This window comes from Phyllobacterium sp. 0TCS1.6A (assembly GCF_026420825.1).
In the GTDB taxonomy this organism is placed as follows: Bacteria; Pseudomonadota; Alphaproteobacteria; order Rhizobiales; family Rhizobiaceae; genus Phyllobacterium.
Genome location: NZ_JAPMAB010000007.1, coordinates 141480 through 163928, shown reverse-complemented (window position 1 = coordinate 163928; position 22449 = coordinate 141480). Strand labels below are relative to the sequence as shown.

The window sequence follows — 22449 nt, the reverse complement described above, 5'->3', positions numbered from 1 at the left end:
CCCAAATTCAGAGCGAAAACTTTCGGTCGTTGAAGGATACGGGGCAAAGAAATGAACGCTAAAACACTCGATGGCGAAATTATCGCCGACCGTTTTGACGATCGACGCCTTTACCAGGGCGTGCTGACGTCGCGCATCTTCGCCTTCCTCATCGACTATGCCATCGTGTTCCTCCTGTGCATTCCCGTCGCCATCCTCATCGCCATTCTCGGCGTGGCCACACTCGGTCTCGGCTGGATGCTCTACGGCGTGATGTTCCCGCTGGTCGCGCTGGCCTATGTCGCAACGACGCTCGGCGGGCCGCGCCAGGCCACCAAGGGAATGCAGATCATGGGCTTGCGCCTCGAGCGTCTCAACGGGCAGAAAGTCGACGGCCTGCTCGCCATCGTGCACACCGTCCTGTTCTGGGGCCTCAATGTGGTGCTGACGCCGCTGATCCTGCTGGCGACGCTGTTTCTCGACCGCAAGCGCACGTTGCACGATCTGCTGCTCGGCACCGTCGTCGTTCGCGCCTATCAATAATCCGCAGGCCCGCAAGCCGGGCCTCGTCATTCACTGGTAAGATCATGCCAAACTCCAGATTTTTCGGTGCCGTCGCGGCGCTGGTCGTCCTGTGCGCCGGTCCGGATGCCGCCTCGGCCGCCTCGCCTGCCGGGCGCTATTGCGGCGAAGTCATATCGAGCGGCGACTATCAGGACGTGCTCACCAGCCTCAACGTCGAGATCGACGGGCGCATAAGCGGCACCTACAAGCTCGACGGGCCGAATGGCCGAACCGATGGAACATTGGCGGAGCAGGAGGCCGGCAGCGCCGGCGAACGCACGCTGGTCTGGACCGACAAGTTCGGCACAGGCCTGCTGCGCCTGAGGTTCCTCGGCGATTTCGAAGGCTTCAAGGGCGTCTGGGGCGGCTCGCGCGATGGCCGTTTCGACGCGCCGGCTCACTCCTGGACCGGTACGCGCTGCCCCATCCGCCCCGCACGCTGAGGCATATTGCCGGGCACTGCTCCCGGGATATTGATCGGGGCAAAAGCATTTACCCTGCCTAAATCAACCACGGATACAATATAATTGAATTGACGTTTCTGTTTGTCATACAATTCTATAGGTGTAGCAGACTGTTCCAGGAACTTGGATGACACATCAACCGCAGCAATCACCGCAGTTCTTCCTGACAGCACCCTCGCCCTGTCCTTACCTGGAGGGGCAGCTGGAGCGGAAAGTGTTCACCCACCTCGTCGGTGGGCGCGCCAGCGAACTCAATGACCTGCTGACACAGGGCGGTTTCCGCCGCTCCCAGAACATCGCCTACCGCCCGGCCTGCGAAAATTGCCGCGCCTGCGTCTCCGTGCGCATCCTCGCCAATGAATTCACGCAGGACCGCTCGATGCGCCGCGTCTGGAACCGCAATCGCGACCTGATCGGCAATATCCATCATGCCGAGCCCTCGACCGAGCAATATTCGCTGTTCCGGCAATATCTGGACGCGCGCCACAACAAGGGCGGCATGTCGGAGATGACAGTGCTCGACTATGCCATGATGGTCGAGGATACCCATGTGCCGACGCAGATCATCGAATACAGGCGGCGCGGACCGGACTCCTTCATCACCGGCAAGGGCGAAGGCGAGTTGATCGCGGTCGCCCTCACCGACGTCATGAGCGACGGCCTCTCGATGGTCTATTCCTTCTTCAATCCGGAACATGCCAGCCGTTCGCTCGGCACATTCATGATCCTCGACCATATCCAGCGGGCCCAGTCGGCCGGCATGCCGCATGTCTATCTCGGCTATTGGGTCGAGGGCTCGCGCAAGATGCAGTACAAGATCCGTTACCAGCCGCAGGAACATCTGGGCGTCAAGGGATGGGAGCGGGTGCCGTAGAAGCGCTGCGATCTCTCTGGACAGGGATATCGGCTACCGGTACAGCTCGCCCACCTTCGGCCAACCGGATTCCCGCCAAATGTCGCAATTGCATCTCGATCACCGCAAAGGCCTGCTGATTGCGGGCATTGGCGGGCTCGTCCTCTCCGCGGATATTCCATTGCTGCGCCTCGGCCAGGGCGAGACATGGTCGACGCTCCTCCTGCGCAGTTCCACCACCTTCATCTGCGCGATCATCATCTGGCTGGTCTGGCGTACCATGTTCGGCAGGCGCGGCGCCATCGTGCCCGGCGCGATCGGCTTTGCCGTCGCCTGCCTGTACGGCATGGCGTCGATCGCCTTCATGACCGCCGTCTACAACACGAAGACCGCCAATCTCGTCTTCATTCTTGCCTTCAACACGGTCTTTGCGGCGCTGCTGTCGTGGATATTCCTGAAGGAACGGCCGAAGGCCGTGACCTTCGCCGCCATGTTCCTGATGCTGATCGGTGTCGGCATCATCGTGCGCGAAGGCTTGACGGCCGGACACGTATTCGGCGACCTGATGGGGCTGCTCTCGACCTTCATCCTGGCCTCGGCGATCACGGTGACCCGGGCATCGGGCAAGGATATGGGCTTTGCCGCCATGCTGGGCACCGGGGTGCCGATCGTCGTTGCCGCCTTCATGGTGTCGCAGAACGGCTTCACCGTGGCGGCGCCGGGCTGGATCATCTTCAACGGCGCGTTCGTCACCACCATCGCCTTCATCTGCCTTGCCACCGGCCCGCGCTTCCTCTCGGGACCGGAAGTGGCGATGTTCTACCTGCTGGAGACGGTGCTGACGCCGATCTGGGTATGGCTGGTCTTTTCAGAGCGGCCGAGCGACGCGACGCTGATCGGCGGGCTGATCATCATTTCGGCGCTTGTCGGCCATTCGCTCTGGCAGATGTATCATTCGCGGCGGCGCGCCCGCACCACCGCGATCAGGCATCCGATCTAGGCCGGACCGAAGCCCGTCAGGAGAATTTGCCGGAACGCGGGAAGCCTTTCGGCACCATCCGGCCGGCGGTCGCCCTCGGGCCGATCCATTCCAGCAGTTCGTCCTTGCTGCGGGTAAAGGTGCGGTCCGCCGCATCCTGCCAGGTCAGCCCCTGCTCCATGGCGAAGACGCGGATATCGGATACGCCGCCATCCTTGTATCTCTGCAGGCGGACGCCCTTGCCGCGTCCAAGCTCCGGAATCTCAGCCAGCGGGAAGACCAGCAGCTTGCGGTTTTCACCGACAATGGCGACGGAATCGCCCGACACCGGCACGCAATGGCGCGCCTCGTCCGGCGCCTTCACATTCATCACCTGCTTGCCCTTGCGCGTATTGGCGATGATCTCGGCTTCCGGCACGATGAAGCCATTGCCCACATGCGAGGACAGGAGCAGCTTGCCCTCCGGCCGGTGCACGAAGGCCGTCACGATGTCCTGGTCGTTCTCCATGTCGACGATGATGCGGATCGGCTCGCCATGGCCGCGTCCGCCCGGCAGGCTGTTGGCGCCGATCGTGTAGAACTTGCCGCCCGTCGTCAGCACGAGGATGCGATCCGTCGTCTCGGCGTGGAATGCCAGCTTGAGCTTGTCGCCTTCCTTGAAGGTCAGCGCGCTGAAATCCGCCAGATGGCCCTTCATCGCCCGCAGCCAGCCCTTTTCGGAAACGACGACCGTCACCGGCTCGCGCTCGATCATCGCATGATGGATGTCGGTGAGATCGTGGTTGGGCGCTTCGGCGAATGTGGTGCGCCGCTTGCCGAGCGGCGTATCCGGCGCATATTTCTTCTGCATCTCCTGGATCTGCCAGGAGATGGTCTGCCATTGGCGGCTGTCGGAGGCGAGCAATTGCTCGATCTCGCGCTTCTCCGCCGTCAGGCCGTCGAATTCCTTGCGGATCTCGAATTCCTCGAGCTTGCGCAGCGAGCGCAGCCGCATGTTGAGGATCGCTTCGGCCTGGACATCCGTCAGCTCGAAACGCTGGATCATCTCCTGCTTGGGATCGTCCTCCTCGCGGATGATGCGGATGACCTCGTCGATGTTCAGATAGGCGATCAGCATGCCGCCAAGGATTTCGAGCCGGCGCTCGATTTCCCCGAGGCGATGCCGCGAGCGGCGGATCAGCACGTCCTTGCGGTGTTCCAGCCATTGCTTCAGCACGTCCCGCAACGACAGGACGTTCGGCACCTTGCCGTTGGAGAGCACGTTCATGTTGAGCGGGAAGCGCGTCTCGAGCTCGGTGAGCTTGAACAGCGATTCCATGAGAATGTCGGGATTGACGCTCCTGCTCTTCGGCTCCAGCACCAGCCGCACGTCTTCGGCCGATTCATCGCGGACATCGTCGAGCAGCGGCAGTTTCTTGGCGAGCAGGAGTTCGGCGATCTTCTCGATCAGCCGCGATTTCTGCACCTGGTAGGGGATTTCCGTGACGACGATGTTCCACGTGCCCCGGCCCTGTTCCTCCACATGCCAGCGGGCGCGCAGGCGAAAGCCGCCCCGCCCCGTCCTGTAGGCTTCCTGGATCGCTTCGGGGCTTTCGACGAGAATGCCGCCGGTCGGGAAATCCGGACCGCGCACCAGCGTCTTCAACGGGTCCTCGTTTTCCGCGGTCGCCAGCAGCGCTTCCACCTCGGCGTCGGGATGGGCGATGAGGTGAAGGGCGGCGGCGCACAATTCGGAGACGTTGTGCGGCGGAATCGACGTCGCCATGCCGACGGCGATGCCGGAGGAGCCATTGGCGAGAAGATTGGGGAACGCGCCGGGCAGGACGATCGGTTCCTCGTCCTCTTCATTATAGGTCGGGCGAAAATCGACGGCGTCCTCGGTGATGCCCTCGAGCAGCAACATGGCGACATCGGTCATGCGCGCTTCGGTGTAGCGCATCGCCGCCGGATTATCGCCGTCGATATTGCCGAAATTGCCCTGGCCATCGACCACCGGATAGCGCACGGCGAAATCCTGCGACAGGCGCACCAGCGCATCATAGATCGACTGGTCGCCATGCGGATGGAACTTGCCCATCACCTCGCCGACGATACGGGCGCATTTCGCATAGGCCTGGTCCGGCGACAGCCGCAGCAGGCGCATCGCATGCATGATGCGGCGATGGACCGGTTTCAGGCCATCGCGGACATCGGGAAGCGCCCGATGCATGATGGTCGACAGCGCATAGGCGAGATAGCGCTCTTCCAGCGCCGCCTTCAGATCTACAGGTTCGATATTGTCGTCGCCATTACCAGGCGGAATCAGGCTTTTTCCCATGATATTGGGTTATCAACTGCGTGAATCTGCGGCAAGCACTGATTCGCCCAGATCACAGCTCATCCGCCTTCGCCAGGCCGGATGCGGTCTTGCCTTTCGCAGGCAAATCTGACTTTGTTGCCGCCGGCCACAGTTTTGCCGTGGCGGATGCGATATTGGAGCCCGGCTACGCTATTGGGCTGCGATATCGCCCGGCTACGAGCCCGGCTACGGGATTGTCACTCTAACAGGATTATTGATCATGGCTGCCGTAACTCCAGTAAATAACAGCTTGCGCGTGCTGGCTGCCACCTCCGCGCTCGTCTTGCTCCATGCCGGCTCCGCCTATGCCGTCGATGGCAATGTCGTCGCCGCGCGCCTGAAGTCCGTCTATGCCGAACAGGGCGGCGTGATCGAATACAGCAATGTCGAGACCAATGGCTCGACGGTCATCCTGAAGGACACCAAGATGTCCTCGGTCGGGATCGACGACAAGTTCAATGCCGGCGATATCACGCTTTCCGACGTCACCGATGTTTCGGGCGGCGGGTTCAAGATCGGCGCGCTGGCGATACCCGACATCGAGCACACCACCCCCGGCGAGCATCCGAGCAAGATCGCGATCGAAGGCATCAAGCTTGAGGATATCACGCTGCCGGCCGAAGGCTCGACCGAACCATTCGCCAAGTTCCTGCAATATGAGCGGGCCGAGATCGCCCATGTCAGCGTCAACGCGGACGGCAAGGATTTCTTCACCGCCGACCGCATCACGGCGACGATTTCGCCGCTGGTGGAGAAGGAGCCGATCGCCTTCACGACCATTATCGACACGTTCAAGCTGGATCTCACCGACGTGAGCGATCCCAAGGCCAAGGACGCCCTGAAGACGATGGGCTATGAGACGATCTCGGGCAAGGTCGACCTCGGCGGCACCTGGAACATGGCGGATGGCCGCCTGAATATCGAAAAGATGGATTATATCGTCGACAATGGCGGCACGCTGGGCGTGAAGCTCGACATTTCCGGCTATACGCTCGATTTCGTCAAGAGCATCCAGGAGGCGAGCAAGAACGCCGAAGGCAAGCCCGACGATGCGCAGGCGATGGCCATGATGGGCCTGATGCAGCAGTTGAATTTCAACAATGCCTCGATCCGCTTCGACGACAATTCGGTCACCGGCAAGGCGCTGGATTATGTCGCCAAGCAGCAGAATGCCAAGCGGTCCGATCTGGTCAACCAGGCCAAGGCGATACTGCCGATGGCGGCGGCGCAGCTCGGCGATGCCGAATTCGCGCAGGCCGTGGGCACCGCCGTCAGCGCCTATCTCGACGATCCGAAGAACATCGAGATCAAGGCCGCTCCGGCGAAGCCTGTCCCCTTCGCCATCCTCGCCGCTGCCGGAATGGCCGATCCGAAATCGCTGATCAAGACCCTCAGCGTCACCGTCGACGCCAACAAGTAGGAAAAACCGGCCCGGATACGAAAATGCCCGGCTCAACGGCCGGGCTTTTTCATTTCATGCTCAGGAACCGCGGTCAGGCGTCCTTCTTCACCGGGTTGAGCCGGATGTTCAGATCGCGCAATTGCGCCTGCGACACGTCCGAAGGTGCGTTCATCAGCAGGTCATAGGCCTGCTGGTTCATCGGGAACATGGTGATCTCGCGCAGGTTCTTCGCGCCGACCAGCAGCATCACGATGCGATCGATGCCCGCCGCCATGCCGCCATGGGGCGGAGCGCCATACTGGAAGGCGCGGTAAAGCCCGCCGAAGCGCTCTTCCACCGTCTCGCGGGAATGGCCGACCGATTCGAAGGCCTTGACCATCGTCTCGGGCAGGTGGTTGCGGATGCCGCCGGAGGCGATCTCGAAGCCGTTGCAGACCATGTCGTACTGGAAGGCCTTGATGGTCAGCGGGTCCTGGTTCTCGAGTGCGTCCATGCCGCCCTGCGGCATCGAGAACGGATTGTGGGCGAAATCGATCTTCTTCTCGTCCTCCAACCATTCGAAGAACGGGAAGTCGACGATCCAGCACAGCTTGAACTGATCGCGATCGACGAGGTTCAGCTCCTCGCCCGCCCGCGTACGGGCGGCACCGGCGAAGGATACGAATTTCTTCGGATCGCCCGCGACGAAGAAGGCCGCATCGCCATCGTCGAGCCCGAGCTGCGTGCGCAGCGCCTCTGTCCGCTCCGGGCCGATATTCTTGGCCAGCGGGCCGGCGCCTTCCAGCGCCTCGCCTTCCTTGCGCCAGAATATATAGCCGAGGCCGGGCTGGCCCTCGCTCTGCGCCCATGAATTCATGCGGTCGCAGAATGCGCGCGATCCGCCCGTCCTGGCCGGGATCGCCCAGACTTCGACCTTGGGGTCGTTGGCGATCATGTTGGCGAATACCTTGAAGCCCGAACCGGCGAAATGCTCGGTCACGGCCTGCATCTCGATGGGATTGCGCAGGTCCGGCTTGTCGGAACCATATTTGCGCATCGCCTCGTCATAGGGAATGCGCGGGAATTCCTGCGTCACGCGCTTGCCGTCGGCAAATTCCTCGAAAACGCCGCGCAGCACCGGCTCCATGGTCGAGAGCACGTCTTCCTGCTCGACGAAGCTCATTTCGATGTCGAGCTGGTAGAATTCGCCCGGCAGGCGGTCGGCGCGCGGGTCCTCGTCGCGGAAACAGGGCGCGATCTGGAAATAGCGGTCGAAGCCCGACATCATGATCAGCTGCTTGTACTGCTGCGGCGCCTGCGGCAGCGCATAGAACTTGCCGGGATGAATGCGGCTCGGGACGAGGAAGTCGCGTGCGCCTTCCGGCGACGATGCCGTGAGGATTGGCGTCGAAAACTCGGTGAAGCCGATCTCGGACATGCGGCGGCGCATGGCGGCGATGATCTTCGTCCGCGACATGATGTTCCGGTGCAGCGTATCGCGGCGCAGGTCGAGGAAACGATATTTGAGACGGATATCCTCGGGATAATCGAGTTCGCCGAACACCGGCAGCGGCAATTCCTTCGCCGCCGACAATATTTCGATGTCCCCGGCGAATATCTCGATCTCGCCGGTCGGCATGTTGGGGTTGACCGTATCGTCGGTGCGCGCCTTGACCTCGCCATCGACGCGGATCACCCATTCGCCGCGAACCGTCTCGGCCAGCTTGAAAGCGGGCGAATCGGGATTGGCGACGATCTGCGTCAGGCCGTAATGGTCGCGCAGGTCGATGAAGAGAATGCCGCCATGGTCGCGGACACGGTGAACCCAACCGGAAAGCCGGACGGAGGAGCCAACGTCCGATTTACGCAGGGCTGCGCAGGTATGGCTGCGATAACGGTGCATGATAAGGCCTCTGAATGGTGGGCGAATGGACACTGGAAGGCCAGGCCGCGCCTCAAGAATTTCGGCGGACAAGCGCATTTTGAAGTTGATTTGTCAAGATCAGGAATAGCGACGGAGACAAACGCTTTTGCATTCGCTATAGAAAATTCATGACGATGATTACAACGACAGCCCAGCTCGAGCAGGCGATTGCCTCCCTCTCAAAATCTGATTTCGTGACGGTCGATACGGAATTCATCCGCGAGACGACGTTCTGGCCGGAACTCTGCGTGATCCAGCTCGCTTCGCCGGACGCTACCGCAATCGTCGACGCGCTGGCGCCGGGCATTGATCTTTCTGCGTTTTTCCGGCTCATGGCGGATGAAACCATCGTGAAAGTGTTCCATGCCGCGCGGCAGGACATCGAAATCATCTTCCATCTCGGCAATCTCATTCCGCATCCGGTCTTCGACACGCAGGTCGCGGCCATGGTCTGCGGTTTCGGCGATGCGATCGCCTATGACCAGCTGGTGCAGCGGATCGTCGGGGCGCAGATCGACAAATCGTCCCGCTTCACCGATTGGCGGCGCCGCCCGCTCTCCGAAAAGCAGCTCGACTATGCGCTGGCGGACGTCACCCACCTGCGCGACGTCTACCTGCACCTGCGCCAGCGGCTCCAGGAGGAAGGCCGCACCGATTGGGTGCTGGACGAGATGAAGGTGCTGACCGCGCGCGAGACCTATGACATGCATCCGGACGACGCCTGGAAGCGGCTGAAGATGCGCCTGCGCAAGCCGGTGGAGCTTGCCGTGATGCGCAGCGTCGCCGCCTGGCGCGAACGTGAGGCGCGCGAGCGCAATGTGCCGCGCGGGCGGATCATCAAGGATGACGCGATCTACGAGATCGCCCAGCAGCAGCCGCGCGACGCGGAAGCCATGTCACGGCTGCGCACGATCCCCAAGGGCTGGGAACGCTCGACCATGGCCACCGGCCTCTTGAACGCGGTCAACCTCGCACTCGACCTGCCGAAGGACCAGATGCCGCGCCTGCCGAAATCGGCGCAGACTCCCGAAGGTGCGGGCGCCGCCGCCGAGCTGCTGAAGGTGCTCCTGCGCCTGGTGACCGAAGAACATGGCGTCGCCGCCAAGGTCGTCGCCACGACCGACGAGATCGAGCGGATCGCCGCCGAGGGCGACGTGGAGGGCATCCCCGCGCTGCAGGGCTGGCGCCGCGAAGTCTTTGGCGAAAAGGCGCTCCAGCTCATCAATGGTCAATTGTGCCTGCTGTTCGAGAACAAGAAGATAAAGGCGCTCCAGCTGCCGGCGAGCCAATAGCGCATCCATCGTTGCGCCCCCGCGCCGGCCAGGCCGGGTGAAATCGATGCTTCGGCCCCGGTCGAAGCATCCATGGGTGCGCGGATGCTTATTGGCATCACCGCCCTGCGCAACAGATCGAAAGCCAGCCATGCCCAATCCGTCTTCCGCCGCCCCGATCGTTCCCGCCAGGGAATTGCTGCTGCTGGCGCTGCTCGCCACGCTGTGGGGCGCTTCCTATACGTTCATCCGCATCGGCGTCGAAACCATACCGCCCATCACCTTCATCGCCGCGCGCACGATCATCGCCGGCGCCCTGCTGATGGCCATCCTGAAGCTGCGCGGCCTTTCCATGCCGTCCGATCCGGCGGTCTGGAAGCGCTTCCTCATCCAGGCCTGCATCAACAGCGTCATTCCCTTCACGCTGATCGCCTGGGCGGAGCAGACGGTAAGCGCCGGCCTAGCGACAATCCTCAATTCCACCACGCCGATCTTTACGTTCCTGCTCACGGCGCTGATCACGCGCCATGAGGCGGTGACCGGGCGCAAGCTCTTCGGCGTGGCGGCGGGCATTGTCGGCATCAGCCTCATCGTCGGGCTCGAAGTGTTCCAGGGCTTCGGCAGTCAGCTCGCGGCGCAACTCGCCATCGTCGCCGCCACCATCTCCTATGCGGCCGCGGCGATCTTCGGGCGCGGCTTCAAGGGGCTGGACCCGATGATGCCGGCGGCGGGTTCCATGCTGTGCGGCGCGGTCGTGCTGGTGCCGCTCAGCCTCGTCGTCGAACAGCCATGGACCATCGCGCCTTCGACCTCGTCGCTGCTTGCGCTGCTCGGCCTTTCGGTGTTTTCCACCGCCCTCGCCTTCGTCATCTATTTCCGCCTGATCCACACGCTGGGTTCGGTCTCGACCACATCGCAGGCCTATCTGCGCGTACCGATCGGCGTCGGCATAGGCATAGTGTTTCTCGGCGAGACGCTCGCCTCCACCGCCTGGATGGGGCTGATCTTCGTGATGGCGGGCGTTGCGGCGATGACGCTTCCGGCCCGGCGCAAACCGGCGCCCGAAGCCACGTCAGCCTGACCGGCGCGTCACGCCGGGGATTTGCCGCCATCCGGCGGAAGCGCGGCGGTGGCGGCGGGCAGGATCAGGTCGCTGACGAGACCGTGCAATTGCCGCACATAGCCGGAGCGCGCCGATGGTGCGCCGGTATCCGAGGTGATCGCCACGACGAGCGAGGCATGCGGCACGACATAGATCATCTGCCCGCCATAGCCCCAGGCATAATGGATCGGCCGCCCGTCCGGCCCGGCGGTGATGAACCAGCCGAGCCCATAGGCGTCGCCGGTATAGGGCGAGCGCGTGCGTGGCTGCCACGATTTCTCGATCCAGCCTTTCGGGATGACCTGTCCGCCGCCACCGCCGGCCGCGCCACCATTGAGGAAGAGTTCGCCGAAGACGCACATGGCCCGCGGCGACAGCAGCATGTCATTGCCGCCGAAATAGATGCCTTGCGGATCGCGTGGCCACGGCGGGATCGAGATATCCAGCGGCTTGCCCAGCCAGTCCCGCGCGATGGCAAGCGTCGAACGGCCCGTTTCCTGCGTCAACAGGGCGGAAAGGATGTGCGAATTTCCGGTCGAATACAGCATTTCGCCGCCGGGTTCGCCGATGAACTCCTGCGCCAGCGCGTAGCGCACCCAGTCGCGGCTCGAAACCCAGCGGCCGTAATTGGGGCCGGAGGTGCGGCCAAGGCCCGACTGCATCGAGAGCAGATGACCGATGGTGACCCGGTGCAGGCGAGGATCGGGATTGTCCGGCAGCTTCGACGCAAGCAGCGGCGCGATCGGCTGGTCGAGCCCCGAAAACACCTTTCGCTCGATGGCGATACCGGTCAGGGCCGCGATGATGGTCTTCGACACCGATTTCACATTCACCGGCTGATCCGCCGGTGGACCCCGCAACACGCGCTCGATCTGGCGCTTGCCGGCCAGCGACACGATGAGCGTGCGCATGGCGGGCAGCGTGCCGGCCTGGGCGAGGATCGCCTCGGTCGAGGCCGCGGCAAAGGTGGGGACCGCCTCCATGCGCTGCGCCAAGGCGCGCGAGCCGAGGGAAGCGCCCGCGATTGCCAGGGTACCGACGAGCAGGTCGCGGCGATTGGGAGAACCAGTCTTCATCGCCGCCAAGGTGCTCTACCGATCCCGGCGCATCAACACAAAGCTTCTCACATGCGCGTGATGAGCGGCCCGTGGCAAGGCCGCCCAAGGACACAGGTCGCCCCAGGCAAGGCCGCCCAGGGCCGCCCAAGGACAAAGGCAAGCAGCACGGCCCTTCTAGCCGACGACCAGCCTTATGGTCTTGCCCGTCAGCTTGGCCAGTTGCTGCACCCTGCCCTCCGGCACGTCGCCGATGAGATCCGCCTTGGTCTTGTTGATGACGAGATCGAGACCATCCGGACCATTGCGCCAGGACAGGTTGGGCACGACCCCTGCCATCGATGCCGAGAACGGATAGCTGATCCGCATGATGGCAGCGAGAACCCGCGAGAATTCCAGCAGCCGCGGGCTGGCTATCGCAGCGAGGTCGGGATCGGGAACGCTGTTGGCCACGCCTTCGTGCCGGAAGAAATTGGCCAGCGCGATATAGGCCCGGCCGGGATGATCGATACCGATGAAAGCGGCATTGGAAATCATGTTGAGCGACTGCGAGCCGCGATAGTCCGGATGGGCGCGCCAGCTGATATCCGCCACGAGGCAGGCCGCCCGGCGGTAGCGCTTCTCGTCCTCGGTTTCCTTGTAGCCGAGCGCCGCGAACGAATCGCCGCTCCACTCCGCCAATTCGCGCGCATAGGTGGGCGAGCGGGCACGCAGCGTCGCCAGCTCGTCGGCCGCCGAGATCAGCGGGTCCTGCAACTGCTCGCTTTCGGGCAGCAGCGAATAGAGAAACCCTTCCCGCACGCCCAGCGCCGAGAAGACGATCTTCGACGGGCGCATCAGGTTGATCGTCTCGAGCAGGGCGATCGCGCCATAGGACAGCAGCGCGCGCCGATTCTTCGAGACATCCTCGATGCCGCGCATATTGTCGACATCGCCGGCGGCGACGCGCTTGAGAAAGCGCTGCGCCTCGGCAAAGTCGATCTCGTAATTGTGCATGACATGCAGCGGATAATGTTCGGCGCTCATATGCAGCTTGGCGAGGTTTCGCCAGGTTCCGCCGACCGCATAGAATGCGCGGCCCTTGCCATTCGACAGCAGCTTCGCCGTGGCGAGGCTCTTCTGGGCGATGGAGACCGCATCGCCGAGATCGCCATTCGACATGTCCTGCAGGCGCAGGCCGCCCAGCGGCAGGGTTATGCCATCGCCGATCTTGCGGCCCTTGACGTCGACGAGTTCGAGGCTGCCGCCGCCGAGATCGCCGGCAATGCCGTCCGGATCATGAAAGCCGGAGATGATCCCGAGCGCGGAATAATAGGCTTCCTCGCGCCCCGACAGGACCTTGATCGGCTCCTTGACGATCGCTTCGGCTTCCTTGATGAATTGCGATCCGTTCTCGGCCTCGCGCGCGGCGGCGGTGGCCAGAACGTCGAGCGAGACGGCGCCGGCCTGGTCCGCCAGCGCCCGAAACCGCCGGAGCGCCCTGAGGGCGCTCTGCACGGCCTTGGCATTGAGCTTGCCGGTCTTGACCAGCCCCTTGCCAAGACCGCAGAGGATCTTCTCGTTGAACAAGACGGTGGGAGAGCGGGTGACGCCCTCGTAAACCACCAGACGAACCGAATTCGAGCCGATGTCGATGACAGCGGCCGGCGAGCGTCCCTGGACGCGTCCCTGAGCAGCCGAAATCATGCAGGCTTTGATTTTGCTCGCGAACGCTTGCGATGGGCGATGAGGCGGGGCGCCGAGGACTTCAGAGATTTACCACGGCCCGAAAGGCTCGGATTGGTCATGAAATATTCCTGTGCGTTAAAGGCGTCTTCTCCCTCCGCGGGTGCGATGCGCCGCGAAGTTCCGTCTGCTAATACTTCGTAACTCTGCTGGTTGTCGAGGAGGTTCGCCAGCATAATCTGTGAAAGAACCTGTTGATGCACAGTTGCGTTGGTGATCGGCACCAGCGTCTCGACCCGTCGGTCGAGATTGCGGGTCATCATGTCGGCCGAGCCGAAATAGACCAGCGCCTTGTCCGAGGGCAGCCCGTGGCCATTGCCGAAGCAGAAGATGCGGCTGTGTTCGAGGAAGCGGCCGACGATGGATTTGGCGCGTATATTGTCCGAAAGGCCCGGAACCTGCGGCCGCAGGCAGCATATGCCGCGCACCACCAGGTCGATCTCGACGCCATATTTGCTCGCCTCGTAGAGCGCGTCGATGATCTTGGCATCGACCAGGGCGTTCATCTTCATCCAGATCGCAGCCGGGCGGCCGGCCTTGGCGTGTTCGATTTCCTCGGCGATGTGCTGCAATATGCGCGGCCGCAGCGTGATCGGCGAAACGGCCAGCTGCATCTCGCCCGAAGGCGGCGTGTAGCCGGTGATATAGTTGAAGACCTGCGCCACGTCCCGGCCGATCGAGGGTTCGCAGGTGAAGAATGACAGGTCCGTATAGATCTTGGCGGTGATGGGGTGATAATTGCCCGTCCCGAGATGCACATAGCTGCGCAGCTTGTTTTCCTCGCGGCGCACGACGAGCGACATCTTCGCATGGGTCTTCAGTTCCAGGAAGCCGAAGACGACCTGGACGCCGGCGCGCTCCATGTCGCGTGCCCAGCGAATATTGGCCTCCTCGTCGAATCGCGCCTTCAGTTCGATCAGCGCGGTCACGGACTTGCCGGCGTCGGCTGCATCGATGAGCGCGCGCACGATCGGGCTGTCGTTCGAGGTGCGGTACAGCGTCTGCTTGATGGCGACCACGTCCGGATCGGCCGCGGCCTGGCGCAGGAACTGCACCACGACGTCGAACGATTCATAGGGGTGATGGACGATGATGTCCTTCTCGCGGATCGCGGCGAAGCAATCGCCGCCATGTTCGCGCACCCGCTCCGGAAAACGCGGATTATAGGGCGTGAACTTGAGGTCCGGCCGCGGAATGGAGACGATTTCCGAGATGGTGTTGAGCGCCAGCAGGCCGCCAAGGACGCTGATGCGACTGTCCGGCACGCCAAGTTCGCTGGCGACGAAGCTGCGCAGGGTCGCGGGCATCTCGTCGTCGAATTCGATGCGGATCACCTGGCCGCGGCGGCGGCGCTTCAGTGCGCTTTCGAACAGGCGCACCAGGTCCTCGGCCTCTTCCTCCACCTCGATATCGCTGTCGCGGATGATCCGGAACGTGCCCGCGCCCTTCACCTCATAGCCCGGAAAGAGCCGGCCGGTGAAAAGGCCGATTGCGTCTTCGAGCGTCAGGAAGCGGTAGCGCCCGCTATCGTCCGGTATCTGGATGAAGCGCTTCAGCGCCTGCGGCAGGCGCAGCAATGCCGTCATCGGCCGGTTGTCGGTGCTGCGGTTGAGCAGCATGGCGATGGAGAAGCCGAGATTGGGGATGAACGGAAATGGATGTGCCGGATCGATCGCAAGCGGCGTAAGCACCGGATAGATGGTCTCGAGGAAGTGATCCTCCAACCAGCTCTGCTCCTGCGGCGTCAGCCTGTCCGGGCGGACGATCTCGATGTTCTCGGCGAGCAACTCGTCCCGGAGCTTCGTCAGCCGCACCTGCTGGGCATCCTGCAGCTTGCTGACCTCGTCGATGACGAAATCGAGCTGTTCCTGGGCAGTGCGGCCATCATCGCTGCGGCTCGACACGCCGGCCCGGACCTGGCCCGCAAGGCCCGCGATCCGCACCATGAAGAATTCATCGAGATTGGCGGCGGATATCGAAAGGAAGCGCAGGCGCTCCAGCAGCGGCTGATTGTGATTATGCGCCTCTTCCAGCACGCGCCGGTTGAATTGCAGCCACGAAAACTCGCGGTTTACGAAGCGGTCCACGCTCAGATGCAAATCCGGCAATGCGACATTCTCGACCGGCTGCGGAATTGCTGGTGACTGCTCGTTCATTATTCTCTCCAAATTATTAAATATATCCCGATGGACTGGAACCCCACCATAAAGAAGTCTTTTGACAGTTTGATAGCAATCGTCTTGAAATCGTAATCAGGATGATACAAACCGCAGCATATGAAAAGTCGGATAAGGCGAAAAGGCTGCCGACGAGACGTTTCAGGAGCAGAACATGGCTGGACACAGCATTCCTCATTTCCAGAACAGCGCAGGTCACGCCAGCATAGCAGTGGGCGTGAAGGAGTTCATGTGCGTCGGCGCCAATCCGCCTTTCGACCATCCGCACGTCTTCCTCGACCTTGGCGACGACAATGAAAAGGTCTGCCCCTATTGCTCGACGCTCTATCGCTTCGATGCGTCGCTTGCCGCCGACCAGACGGTGCCGGACGGCTGCATCTATGTGGAAAAGGCCGCTTGAACGCTGCACTGATCGACCTGAAGACGGAACGCAACAGGCGCGATCCCAATCCTGAGCAGATCATCATAGCAGGGGCCGGCATTGCCGGCCTTACTCTCGCCATCGCCCTTGCCGCCAAGGGTTTCAGCGTCCAGATATTCGAAAAGAGCGAGGCTCTCGCCGAAATCGGGGCCGGCCTGCAATTGTCGCCCAATGCGACGCGCCTGCTCGACCGGCTGGACGTTCTGCGCGACCTCGGCCCCCGCTGCGTCGAACCCGATGCAATATCCCTGAATGACGGCCGCACCGGTTCGGTGCTGCTGCGCCTGCCGATGGCCGAACATGCGCGGGAGCGCTGGGGCGCGCCCTACCTCGCCTGCCACCGGGCAGACCTGCAGAATGCGCTTTTGCAGCGCGCGCGCCGCGACGGGCGCATCGCGATCCAGCTGCGCTCCGCGGTGATGCAATATGAGAGCGATGCCGGGAGCGTCATCGTGCGCGTGCAATATGACGACCGCATCGAGGAACACCGCGCCGCGCTGCTCGTCGGCGCCGATGGCGTCTGGTCGGCGATCCGCAACGTGCAGGATCATCACCGCGCCCGCCCGACAGGCACCGTGGCGTGGCGCGCTTCGGTGCCGGCCGGTGCCCTGCCCGCGAGCTTCAAGGCGTTGCTCGCCGAGCCCCCCGAGATCACCGCCTGGACCGGGCCGGACGCCCACCTCATCGCCTATCCGGTTCGCTCCGGCGACATGATCAATTTCGTCGCCGTCGCGCCTGACCGGCATGATGATCGCCCGCGCGCCCGGGCGGAACCCGATCTCGGCGCGGATTTTTCCGGCTGGCACCCGGCAATTCTCGGCGCCTTGCGTTCAGCCGGTCCGTGGACGCCATGGCAGCTTTTCGAGATGCGCCACTGCCGCTTCAAGATCGGCAAGCGGCTCGTCCTCATCGGCGATGCCGCCCATGCCATGCCTCCCTACGCCGCACAGGGCGCCGCCATGGCCATCGAAGATGCCTGCGCCCTCGCCGCGCTGCTCGGCCAGAACCGCGATGTCGAGCGCGTGCTGGAACAGTTTTCCGCACAGCGGACCGGCCGGGTCGAGGCCGTGGCGCGGCGCGGCGCGCTCAACCGCCTCGCCTATCACGCGCGCGGACCGATGGCGCTGGCGAGAAACACCCTGCTGCGCATGCGCAAGCCGGAGAAATTCCTGGAAGGGCTGGACTGGCTCTATGGCTATGACGCGGAGGCGCGAAACAAATAGCGCTGGCTATTCCGCGGCCTGCTCGGCGCGCCGCTGCAATTCACGGTCGATCAAAGCGATCCGCGCATCGGTTTCCTGTTTGGTCTTGATGGCGCCGTAGACCATAAAGCACGCCACCAGGATAGTGCTGACGGCGCTGCAGAGCATGCTAGTCGTGAAGTCCATCACCATCATTCCAACCCCTTGTTCAAGACCAGCCTACCACAAGCATGAAAAACCGTCGATAGAAGCGCACTGCCGACCATGACGGCAATTTGAGAACGAGGCCCGACCCCGGTCGTGATCATATTGGTCACGGGTGTAAGAACACCGATGACTGCCGCCGCAGTGGAAAACCTGTCCAGCGCGGCGGCCACATATTTCTGGATCTCGTTATTGCGCAATCTGTCCAGCGCCTTGAGTGCTTGCAGCTGCTCGCGCGTGGCTTCATTAACGTGCTCGATCATGGGAAAACTCGTCGGAATGCCTGAATGAAAATCAATAAATCAAATCTGAAAAAACAGCGGCCACGCGGGCCGCTGCAACATATGCGCCTGCCGGAGCAGGTCTAGTGCAGGATCTGGCTGAGGAAGAGCTTCGTCCGCTCATGCTGCGGATTGTCGAAGAACTCGGCCGGCGCGTTCTGCTCGACGATCTGCCCCTGATCCATGAAGATGACGCGGTTGGCGACCTGGCGCGCAAAACCCATTTCGTGGGTGACGCAGACCATGGTCATGCCTTCTTCGGCGAGCTGGACCATCGTATCCAGCACTTCCTTGATCATTTCCGGATCGAGCGCCGAGGTCGGCTCGTCGAACAGCATGATGCGCGGGTTCATGCAGAGCGAACGGGCAATCGCCACGCGCTGCTGCTGTCCGCCCGATAGCTGGCCCGGATATTTGTTGGCCTGCTCGGGGATCTTGACGCGCTCGAGATAGTGCATCGCGATCTCGTCGGCCTTCTTCTTCGGCATCTTGCGCACCCAGATCGGCGCCAGCGTGCAATTTTCGAGGATGGTCAGGTGCGGGAAGAGATTGAAGTGCTGGAACACCATGCCGACCTCGCGGCGCACCTCGTCGATCTTCTTCAGATCATTGGTCAGTTCTATGCCATCGACGATGATCTTGCCGCTCTGGTGTTCCTCCAGCCGGTTGATGCAGCGGATCATGGTCGATTTGCCGGAACCGGAAGGGCCGGCGACGACAATGCGCTCGCCGCGCATCACGCGCAGATTGATGTCCTTCAGCACGTGAAAGTCACCATACCACTTGTTCATATTGACGATATCGACGGCAATATCGGTCTTCGACACCTGCAGCAGCGAGCGGTCGACCTGCAGTTCTTCCGGGTCAATAACGTTTTCTGTTGTCATTATGCGAAGCTCCTAACGTTTATGGCCAGTGTCGAGGCGATTTTCCATGAAAATCGAATAGCGCGACATGCCGAAGCAGAAAATCCAAAAGATGAAACCGGCAAAGATAAGCCCGGACAGCGGCGTCTGCGGCGACGCCCAGTTCGCATCCGAAAAGTGCTGGCGCACCGTGCCGAGAAGGTCGAACATGCTGATGATCGACACGAGGCTCGTATCCTTGAACAGGCCGATGAAAGTATTGACGATGCCGGGGATCACCAGCTTCAGGGCCTGGGGCAGGATGATCAGGCCCGTCTTCTGCCAATAGCCGAGGCCGAGCGATTCCGCGCCCTCATATTGCCCCTTGGGGATTGCCTGCAGGCCGCCGCGCACCACCTCCGCCATATAGGCCGAGGCGAAGAGCGCGACGCCGATGAGCGCACGCAGGAACTTGTCGAAGGTGACGCCCGGCGGCAGGAACAGCGGCAGCATGTAGCTCGCCATGAACAGCACGGTGATGAGCGGGATGCCGCGCACCATCTCGATGAAGATGACGCAGAGCAGCTTTATGACCGGCATCTTCGAACGCCGCCCGAGCGCCAGCGCTATGCCGAGCGGCAGCGAGACGGAAATGCCGACGAAGGAAATGACCAGCGTTACCAGCAGTCCGCCCCAGGACGCGGTTTCCACATAGGGCAGGCCGAAGCGGCCGCCGACGAGCAGGAAGAACGCAACGATCGGGAAGACGAAGAAGAAGGCGATCGCATTCGGCACCTTGTGCGGCACCCTCGGGATGAGCAGCGGCACGAGCAGCAGCACGAAGAGCACGCCGACAAGGTTCACCCGCCAGCGCTGGTCCACCGGATAGTGCCCATACATGAACTGGTTGAAATTGGCATTGACGAAGGCCCAGCAGGCGCCGGACCAGCCCTCCGGCTGGATGCCGCCCTGGGCCGTGGTGGAGCAGACGGAGCGATCCGTCCCGACCCAAGCCGCCTCGACGAACAGCCAGTTGAACACCGGCGGCACGAAATAGACCAGCGCGAGCGCCGCGATGATCGTCAGCACCGCGTCGACAGGGGTGGCGAAGAGATTGGTCCGCATCCACCTGACGACGCCGCGCTCCGCCAGCGGCGGTGTCTGGCCCTGAAGCATTTCCTGGCGGACGAAACTGAGATTGGTATCGGTCATGGTCAGCGCTCCACCAGTGCCATCTTGGCATTGAACCAGTTCATGAACAGCGATGTCAGCACGCTCAGGCTGAGATAGACGATCATGAATATGGCGACGACCTCGATCGACCTGCCGGTCTGGTTGAGGATCGTTCCGCCGACGGCCACCAGATCCGGATAGCCGATGGCGACTGCAAGCGACGAATTCTTGGTCAGGTTCAGATATTGGCTGGTGAGCGGCGGAATGATGATCCGCATCGCCTGCGGCACCACGACGAGGCGGGTCGTCGGCCCGGCGCGCAGCCCGAGCGCATGCGCCGCCTCGCTCTGCCCCTTGCCGACGCCGCGAATGCCGGCACGCACGATCTCGGCGATGAACGACGCGGTATAGAACGACAGCGCCAGGTAGAGCGACATGAATTCCGGCCCGACATGGGTGCCGCCGCGCAGGTTGAAATTGCCGAGGATCGGATAATCGAATGTCGGGAAGCCCTTCAGGATGAAGGCCAGGAGCGGCAGGCCGATGATGAGGCCGAGGGCCGTCAGTCCCACCGGAAAGGTCTGCCCCGTCGCCAATTGGCGCCTGTGAGCCCAGCGGCGCACCAGCAGCGCGCCGACGATACCGGCGATGAGGCCGATCCCTGCCAGCGTCAGCCCCGTGCTCGGCACGATGGAGGGCAGGAAGAAGCCGCGATTGTTGAGATAGGTGCCGAAAGGCAGATCGATGCTCTGGCGCGCCTGGGGCAGCGCCGAAAGCACGCCGAGATACCAGAAGAAGATGACCAGCAATGGCGGCACATTGCGGAAAACCTCGACATAGACGGTGCACAGCTTGCGGATCAGCCAATTGTGCGAGAGCCGGCCGATGCCGACGATGAAGCCGATGATGGTGGCGGTGACGATGCCGACGACGGCGACCGTCATCGTGTTCAGCACGCCGACCCACAATGCCTGGGCAAAGGTCGAATCGCTCGAATAGGCGGTGAACGGATGGCTGCTGATGTCGAAGCCCGAACGGCCGTTCAGAAACCCGAAACCGGTGGCCAGCCTGGCCCGCTGGAGATTCTCGATAGTGTTGTGGACGATCCAGTATCCGAGGCCGACAATGGCGGCGAGCGCCAGTATCTGAAAGAAATAGCCGCGGATTCTCGGGTCGTTCAATAGCGATGTCTTATCGCCGCCGCTGCCGACGGGCGCAATCTCCTGCGATGCCATCTACCCCTCATTTCTTCGGTATATTCTTGTTTTTATTTATTATTGTTGTTTCGTCGTCCTTGGAGGAAGAGGAGGCGAGCCCCCTCTCCCGTTTCGCGATCGGCCGGCGATGATTACCGGATCGGGATAGCGTATTGCAGGCCGCCCTTGCTCCACTGGGCGTTGATGCCGCGGGCGATCTTCAGCGGGCTGCCGGCGCCGATATTGCGCTCGAAGAGCTCGCCGTAATTGCCGACGGCCTTGACGACATTGACGACCCAGTCATTGGTCAGGCCGAGATCGGTGCCGAGCTTGGTATTGGCTTCCTGGCCAAGCACGCGCTTGATCTCGGGATTGTCGCCATTCTTGACCTCGTCGACATTGGCCTTGGTGATGCCGAGCTCTTCCGCCGTCAGCAGCGCGTAATGGGTCCAGCGAATGATGTCGGCCCATTGCGGGTCGCCCTGGCGCACGGCAGGTCCGAGCGGCTCCTTCGAGATGATCTCCGGCAGGACGACGTGATCGTCCGGCGCGGAAAGCGTCAGGCGGATAGAGTAAAGGCCGGACTGGTCGGTCGTATAGGCATCGCAGCGGCCCGAATCATAGGCGGCGTTGACCTCTTCCAGCTTTTCGAAGACGACCGGATTATATTCCATCTTGTTGGTGCGGAAATAATCGGCGAGGTTGAGCTCGGTCGTGGTGCCGGCCTGCACGCAGACCGAAGCGCCGGAAAGCTGCAGCGCCGAATTGATGCCCGAGAGCTTCTTCGAATTGATCATGAAGCCCTGGCCGTCATAATAGTTGACGCCCGTGAAGTCGAAGCCCTGCGTGTCGCGGCTCAGCGTCCAGGTCGTGTTGCGGATCAGGACGTCGATCTCGCCGGATTGCAGTGCAGGCAGGCGGTCCTTCGCGGACAATGGCGTGAACTTGACCTTGGTGCCGTCGCCGAAGATGGCGGCTGCTACGGCCCTGCAATAATCGACGTCGAAACCGGACCATTCACCCTTGTCGTTCGGCGCACCGAAGCCTGCGAGGCCGGTGTTGACGCCGCACTGAAGAAAGCCCTTCTTCTTCACGTCGTCGAGCGTGGCCGCCGAAGCTGCATTGGCGAGAAGGACCAGCGCGGAGGCAGCCAGCGCACCCTTCAAAACGGAATTTTTCATAATTGATTTGCCCTTTAGTTGTTTTACCGGTTCCCAGAGAGAAACTTTGATGGACTGGATTGCCCCACATTCCGGAGGCCCCAACACCTCTCCCATTCACCCATCTATCGAAGGCCATTCTGCGGGTTTGGTCA

General features: G+C 62.3%; 20 protein-coding genes. 9 read left to right on the top strand and 11 right to left on the bottom strand.

Annotation, left to right across the window (positions count from 1 at the left end):
• The first annotated feature begins 51 nt into the window (after positions 1 to 51).
• The 4 genes from OSJ75_RS16025 to OSJ75_RS16010 all read left to right on the top strand — a co-directional run bounded on the left by OSJ75_RS16025 (position 52) and on the right by OSJ75_RS16010 (position 2860).
• Positions 52 to 522, top strand: a complete 471-nt coding sequence (locus tag OSJ75_RS16025; protein ID WP_267228723.1) for an RDD family protein — start codon at positions 52 to 54, stop codon at positions 520 to 522.
• 44 nt (positions 523 to 566) lie between these two features.
• On the top strand, positions 567 to 986 hold the full coding sequence (locus tag OSJ75_RS16020) for a hypothetical protein (protein ID WP_267228722.1): 420 nt from the start codon (positions 567 to 569) through the stop codon (positions 984 to 986).
• A gap of 148 nt (positions 987 to 1134) precedes the next feature.
• Positions 1135 to 1881, top strand: coding sequence for an arginyltransferase (locus OSJ75_RS16015; protein WP_250018236.1), 747 nt, complete (start codon positions 1135 to 1137; stop codon positions 1879 to 1881).
• 79 nt (positions 1882 to 1960) lie between these two features.
• Positions 1961 to 2860: a DMT family transporter gene (locus OSJ75_RS16010; RefSeq protein ID WP_267228721.1), complete on the top strand. Its 900-nt coding sequence runs from the start codon at positions 1961 to 1963 to the stop codon at positions 2858 to 2860.
• Between the two features lie 16 nt (positions 2861 to 2876).
• On the opposite strand, the gene parC is transcribed toward OSJ75_RS16010, so the two are convergent.
• Positions 2877 to 5156 carry a DNA topoisomerase IV subunit A gene (gene parC / locus OSJ75_RS16005; protein WP_267228720.1) on the bottom strand — a complete coding sequence of 760 codons (2280 nt, stop codon included), beginning with the start codon at positions 5154 to 5156 and terminating at the stop codon, positions 2877 to 2879.
• A gap of 241 nt (positions 5157 to 5397) precedes the next feature.
• Between parC and OSJ75_RS16000 the strand changes: the two genes are divergently transcribed.
• Entirely contained in the window at positions 5398 to 6597 is a 1200-nt protein-coding gene (locus OSJ75_RS16000) for a hypothetical protein (protein WP_267228719.1), read from the top strand.
• Positions 6598 to 6670: 73 nt separating this feature from the next.
• Here the strand turns inward: OSJ75_RS16000 and aspS are convergent, their stop codons facing one another.
• Positions 6671 to 8461, bottom strand: coding sequence for an aspartate--tRNA ligase (aspS, locus tag OSJ75_RS15995; RefSeq protein ID WP_267228718.1), 1791 nt, complete (start codon positions 8459 to 8461; stop codon positions 6671 to 6673).
• Between the two features lie 149 nt (positions 8462 to 8610).
• Here aspS and rnd point away from each other — a divergent pair, with 149 nt between their 5' ends.
• Both rnd and OSJ75_RS15985 read left to right on the top strand, forming a co-directional pair.
• The gene (rnd, locus tag OSJ75_RS15990; RefSeq protein WP_250018243.1) at positions 8611 to 9774 is read left to right on the top strand and encodes a ribonuclease D; all 1164 of its coding nucleotides are present in this window, start codon (positions 8611 to 8613) and stop codon (positions 9772 to 9774) included.
• Between the two features lie 130 nt (positions 9775 to 9904).
• The gene (locus tag OSJ75_RS15985) at positions 9905 to 10834 is read left to right on the top strand and encodes a DMT family transporter (RefSeq protein WP_267228717.1); all 930 of its coding nucleotides are present in this window, start codon (positions 9905 to 9907) and stop codon (positions 10832 to 10834) included.
• A gap of 8 nt (positions 10835 to 10842) precedes the next feature.
• On the opposite strand, the gene OSJ75_RS15980 is transcribed toward OSJ75_RS15985, so the two are convergent.
• The 3 genes from OSJ75_RS15980 to OSJ75_RS15970 all read right to left on the bottom strand — a co-directional run bounded on the left by OSJ75_RS15980 (position 10843) and on the right by OSJ75_RS15970 (position 15791).
• The gene (locus tag OSJ75_RS15980; RefSeq protein WP_267228716.1) at positions 10843 to 11931 is read right to left on the bottom strand and encodes a serine hydrolase domain-containing protein; all 1089 of its coding nucleotides are present in this window, start codon (positions 11929 to 11931) and stop codon (positions 10843 to 10845) included.
• Positions 11932 to 12087: 156 nt separating this feature from the next.
• The gene (gene ppx, locus OSJ75_RS15975; RefSeq protein ID WP_250018246.1) at positions 12088 to 13596 is read right to left on the bottom strand and encodes an exopolyphosphatase; all 1509 of its coding nucleotides are present in this window, start codon (positions 13594 to 13596) and stop codon (positions 12088 to 12090) included.
• Positions 13593 to 15791, bottom strand: coding sequence for an RNA degradosome polyphosphate kinase (locus OSJ75_RS15970; RefSeq protein ID WP_267228715.1), 2199 nt, complete (start codon positions 15789 to 15791; stop codon positions 13593 to 13595). Before OSJ75_RS15970 ends, ppx begins: the two co-directional genes overlap by 4 nt.
• Before the next feature lie 175 nt (positions 15792 to 15966).
• Here OSJ75_RS15970 and OSJ75_RS15965 point away from each other — a divergent pair, with 175 nt between their 5' ends.
• Together OSJ75_RS15965 and OSJ75_RS15960 are read left to right on the top strand one after the other, a co-directional pair.
• Positions 15967 to 16212 carry a zinc-finger domain-containing protein gene (locus OSJ75_RS15965; protein WP_250018248.1) on the top strand — a complete coding sequence of 82 codons (246 nt, stop codon included), beginning with the start codon at positions 15967 to 15969 and terminating at the stop codon, positions 16210 to 16212.
• Complete coding sequence (locus OSJ75_RS15960) at positions 16209 to 17456, top strand: FAD-dependent monooxygenase (protein ID WP_267228714.1); 1248 nt, start codon at positions 16209 to 16211, stop codon at positions 17454 to 17456. The genes OSJ75_RS15965 and OSJ75_RS15960 overlap by 4 nt, the downstream gene beginning before the upstream one ends.
• Before the next feature lie 6 nt (positions 17457 to 17462).
• On the opposite strand, the gene OSJ75_RS15955 is transcribed toward OSJ75_RS15960, so the two are convergent.
• The 6 genes from OSJ75_RS15955 to OSJ75_RS15930 all read right to left on the bottom strand — a co-directional run bounded on the left by OSJ75_RS15955 (position 17463) and on the right by OSJ75_RS15930 (position 22315).
• Positions 17463 to 17621, bottom strand: coding sequence for a hypothetical protein (locus tag OSJ75_RS15955; protein WP_267228713.1), 159 nt, complete (start codon positions 17619 to 17621; stop codon positions 17463 to 17465).
• 5 nt (positions 17622 to 17626) lie between these two features.
• Complete coding sequence (locus tag OSJ75_RS15950; RefSeq protein WP_267228712.1) at positions 17627 to 17902, bottom strand: hypothetical protein; 276 nt, start codon at positions 17900 to 17902, stop codon at positions 17627 to 17629.
• 101 nt (positions 17903 to 18003) lie between these two features.
• The gene (locus OSJ75_RS15945) at positions 18004 to 18807 is read right to left on the bottom strand and encodes an amino acid ABC transporter ATP-binding protein (protein ID WP_323748388.1); all 804 of its coding nucleotides are present in this window, start codon (positions 18805 to 18807) and stop codon (positions 18004 to 18006) included.
• Between the two features lie 12 nt (positions 18808 to 18819).
• On the bottom strand, positions 18820 to 19977 hold the full coding sequence (locus OSJ75_RS15940; RefSeq protein WP_267228711.1) for an amino acid ABC transporter permease: 1158 nt from the start codon (positions 19975 to 19977) through the stop codon (positions 18820 to 18822).
• Positions 19978 to 19979: 2 nt separating this feature from the next.
• On the bottom strand, positions 19980 to 21173 hold the full coding sequence (locus OSJ75_RS15935; RefSeq protein WP_250018253.1) for an amino acid ABC transporter permease: 1194 nt from the start codon (positions 21171 to 21173) through the stop codon (positions 19980 to 19982).
• A gap of 113 nt (positions 21174 to 21286) precedes the next feature.
• On the bottom strand, positions 21287 to 22315 hold the full coding sequence (locus OSJ75_RS15930; RefSeq protein ID WP_250018254.1) for an amino acid ABC transporter substrate-binding protein: 1029 nt from the start codon (positions 22313 to 22315) through the stop codon (positions 21287 to 21289).
• Between the last annotated feature and the right edge of the window lie 134 nt (positions 22316 to 22449).

Bases quoted from the DNA above. Each gene is read 5' to 3' on its own strand.
- OSJ75_RS16010 (WP_267228721.1), top strand. From the start codon at position 1,961: ATGTCGCAATTGCATCTCGATCACCGCAAAGGCCTGCTGATTGCGGGC.
- rnd (WP_250018243.1), top strand. From the start codon at position 8,611: ATGACGATGATTACAACGACAGCCCAGCTCGAGCAGGCGATTGCCTCC.
- OSJ75_RS15940 (WP_267228711.1), bottom strand. From the start codon at position 19,977: ATGACCGATACCAATCTCAGTTTCGTCCGCCAGGAAATGCTTCAGGGC.
- OSJ75_RS15955 (WP_267228713.1), bottom strand. From the start codon at position 17,621: ATGGACTTCACGACTAGCATGCTCTGCAGCGCCGTCAGCACTATCCTG.
- parC (WP_267228720.1), bottom strand. From the start codon at position 5,156: ATGGGAAAAAGCCTGATTCCGCCTGGTAATGGCGACGACAATATCGAA.
- OSJ75_RS15945 (WP_323748388.1), bottom strand. From the start codon at position 18,807: ATGACAACAGAAAACGTTATTGACCCGGAAGAACTGCAGGTCGACCGC.
- OSJ75_RS16025 (WP_267228723.1), top strand. From the start codon at position 52: ATGAACGCTAAAACACTCGATGGCGAAATTATCGCCGACCGTTTTGAC.
- ppx (WP_250018246.1), bottom strand. From the start codon at position 13,596: ATGATTTCGGCTGCTCAGGGACGCGTCCAGGGACGCTCGCCGGCCGCT.
- OSJ75_RS15935 (WP_250018253.1), bottom strand. From the start codon at position 21,173: ATGGCATCGCAGGAGATTGCGCCCGTCGGCAGCGGCGGCGATAAGACA.
- OSJ75_RS15965 (WP_250018248.1), top strand. From the start codon at position 15,967: ATGGCTGGACACAGCATTCCTCATTTCCAGAACAGCGCAGGTCACGCC.
- OSJ75_RS15985 (WP_267228717.1), top strand. From the start codon at position 9,905: ATGCCCAATCCGTCTTCCGCCGCCCCGATCGTTCCCGCCAGGGAATTG.
- OSJ75_RS16020 (WP_267228722.1), top strand. From the start codon at position 567: ATGCCAAACTCCAGATTTTTCGGTGCCGTCGCGGCGCTGGTCGTCCTG.
- OSJ75_RS16015 (WP_250018236.1), top strand. From the start codon at position 1,135: ATGACACATCAACCGCAGCAATCACCGCAGTTCTTCCTGACAGCACCC.
- aspS (WP_267228718.1), bottom strand. From the start codon at position 8,461: ATGCACCGTTATCGCAGCCATACCTGCGCAGCCCTGCGTAAATCGGAC.
- OSJ75_RS16000 (WP_267228719.1), top strand. From the start codon at position 5,398: ATGGCTGCCGTAACTCCAGTAAATAACAGCTTGCGCGTGCTGGCTGCC.
- OSJ75_RS15980 (WP_267228716.1), bottom strand. From the start codon at position 11,931: ATGAAGACTGGTTCTCCCAATCGCCGCGACCTGCTCGTCGGTACCCTG.
- OSJ75_RS15930 (WP_250018254.1), bottom strand. From the start codon at position 22,315: ATGAAAAATTCCGTTTTGAAGGGTGCGCTGGCTGCCTCCGCGCTGGTC.
- OSJ75_RS15950 (WP_267228712.1), bottom strand. From the start codon at position 17,902: ATGATCGAGCACGTTAATGAAGCCACGCGCGAGCAGCTGCAAGCACTC.
- OSJ75_RS15970 (WP_267228715.1), bottom strand. From the start codon at position 15,791: ATGAACGAGCAGTCACCAGCAATTCCGCAGCCGGTCGAGAATGTCGCA.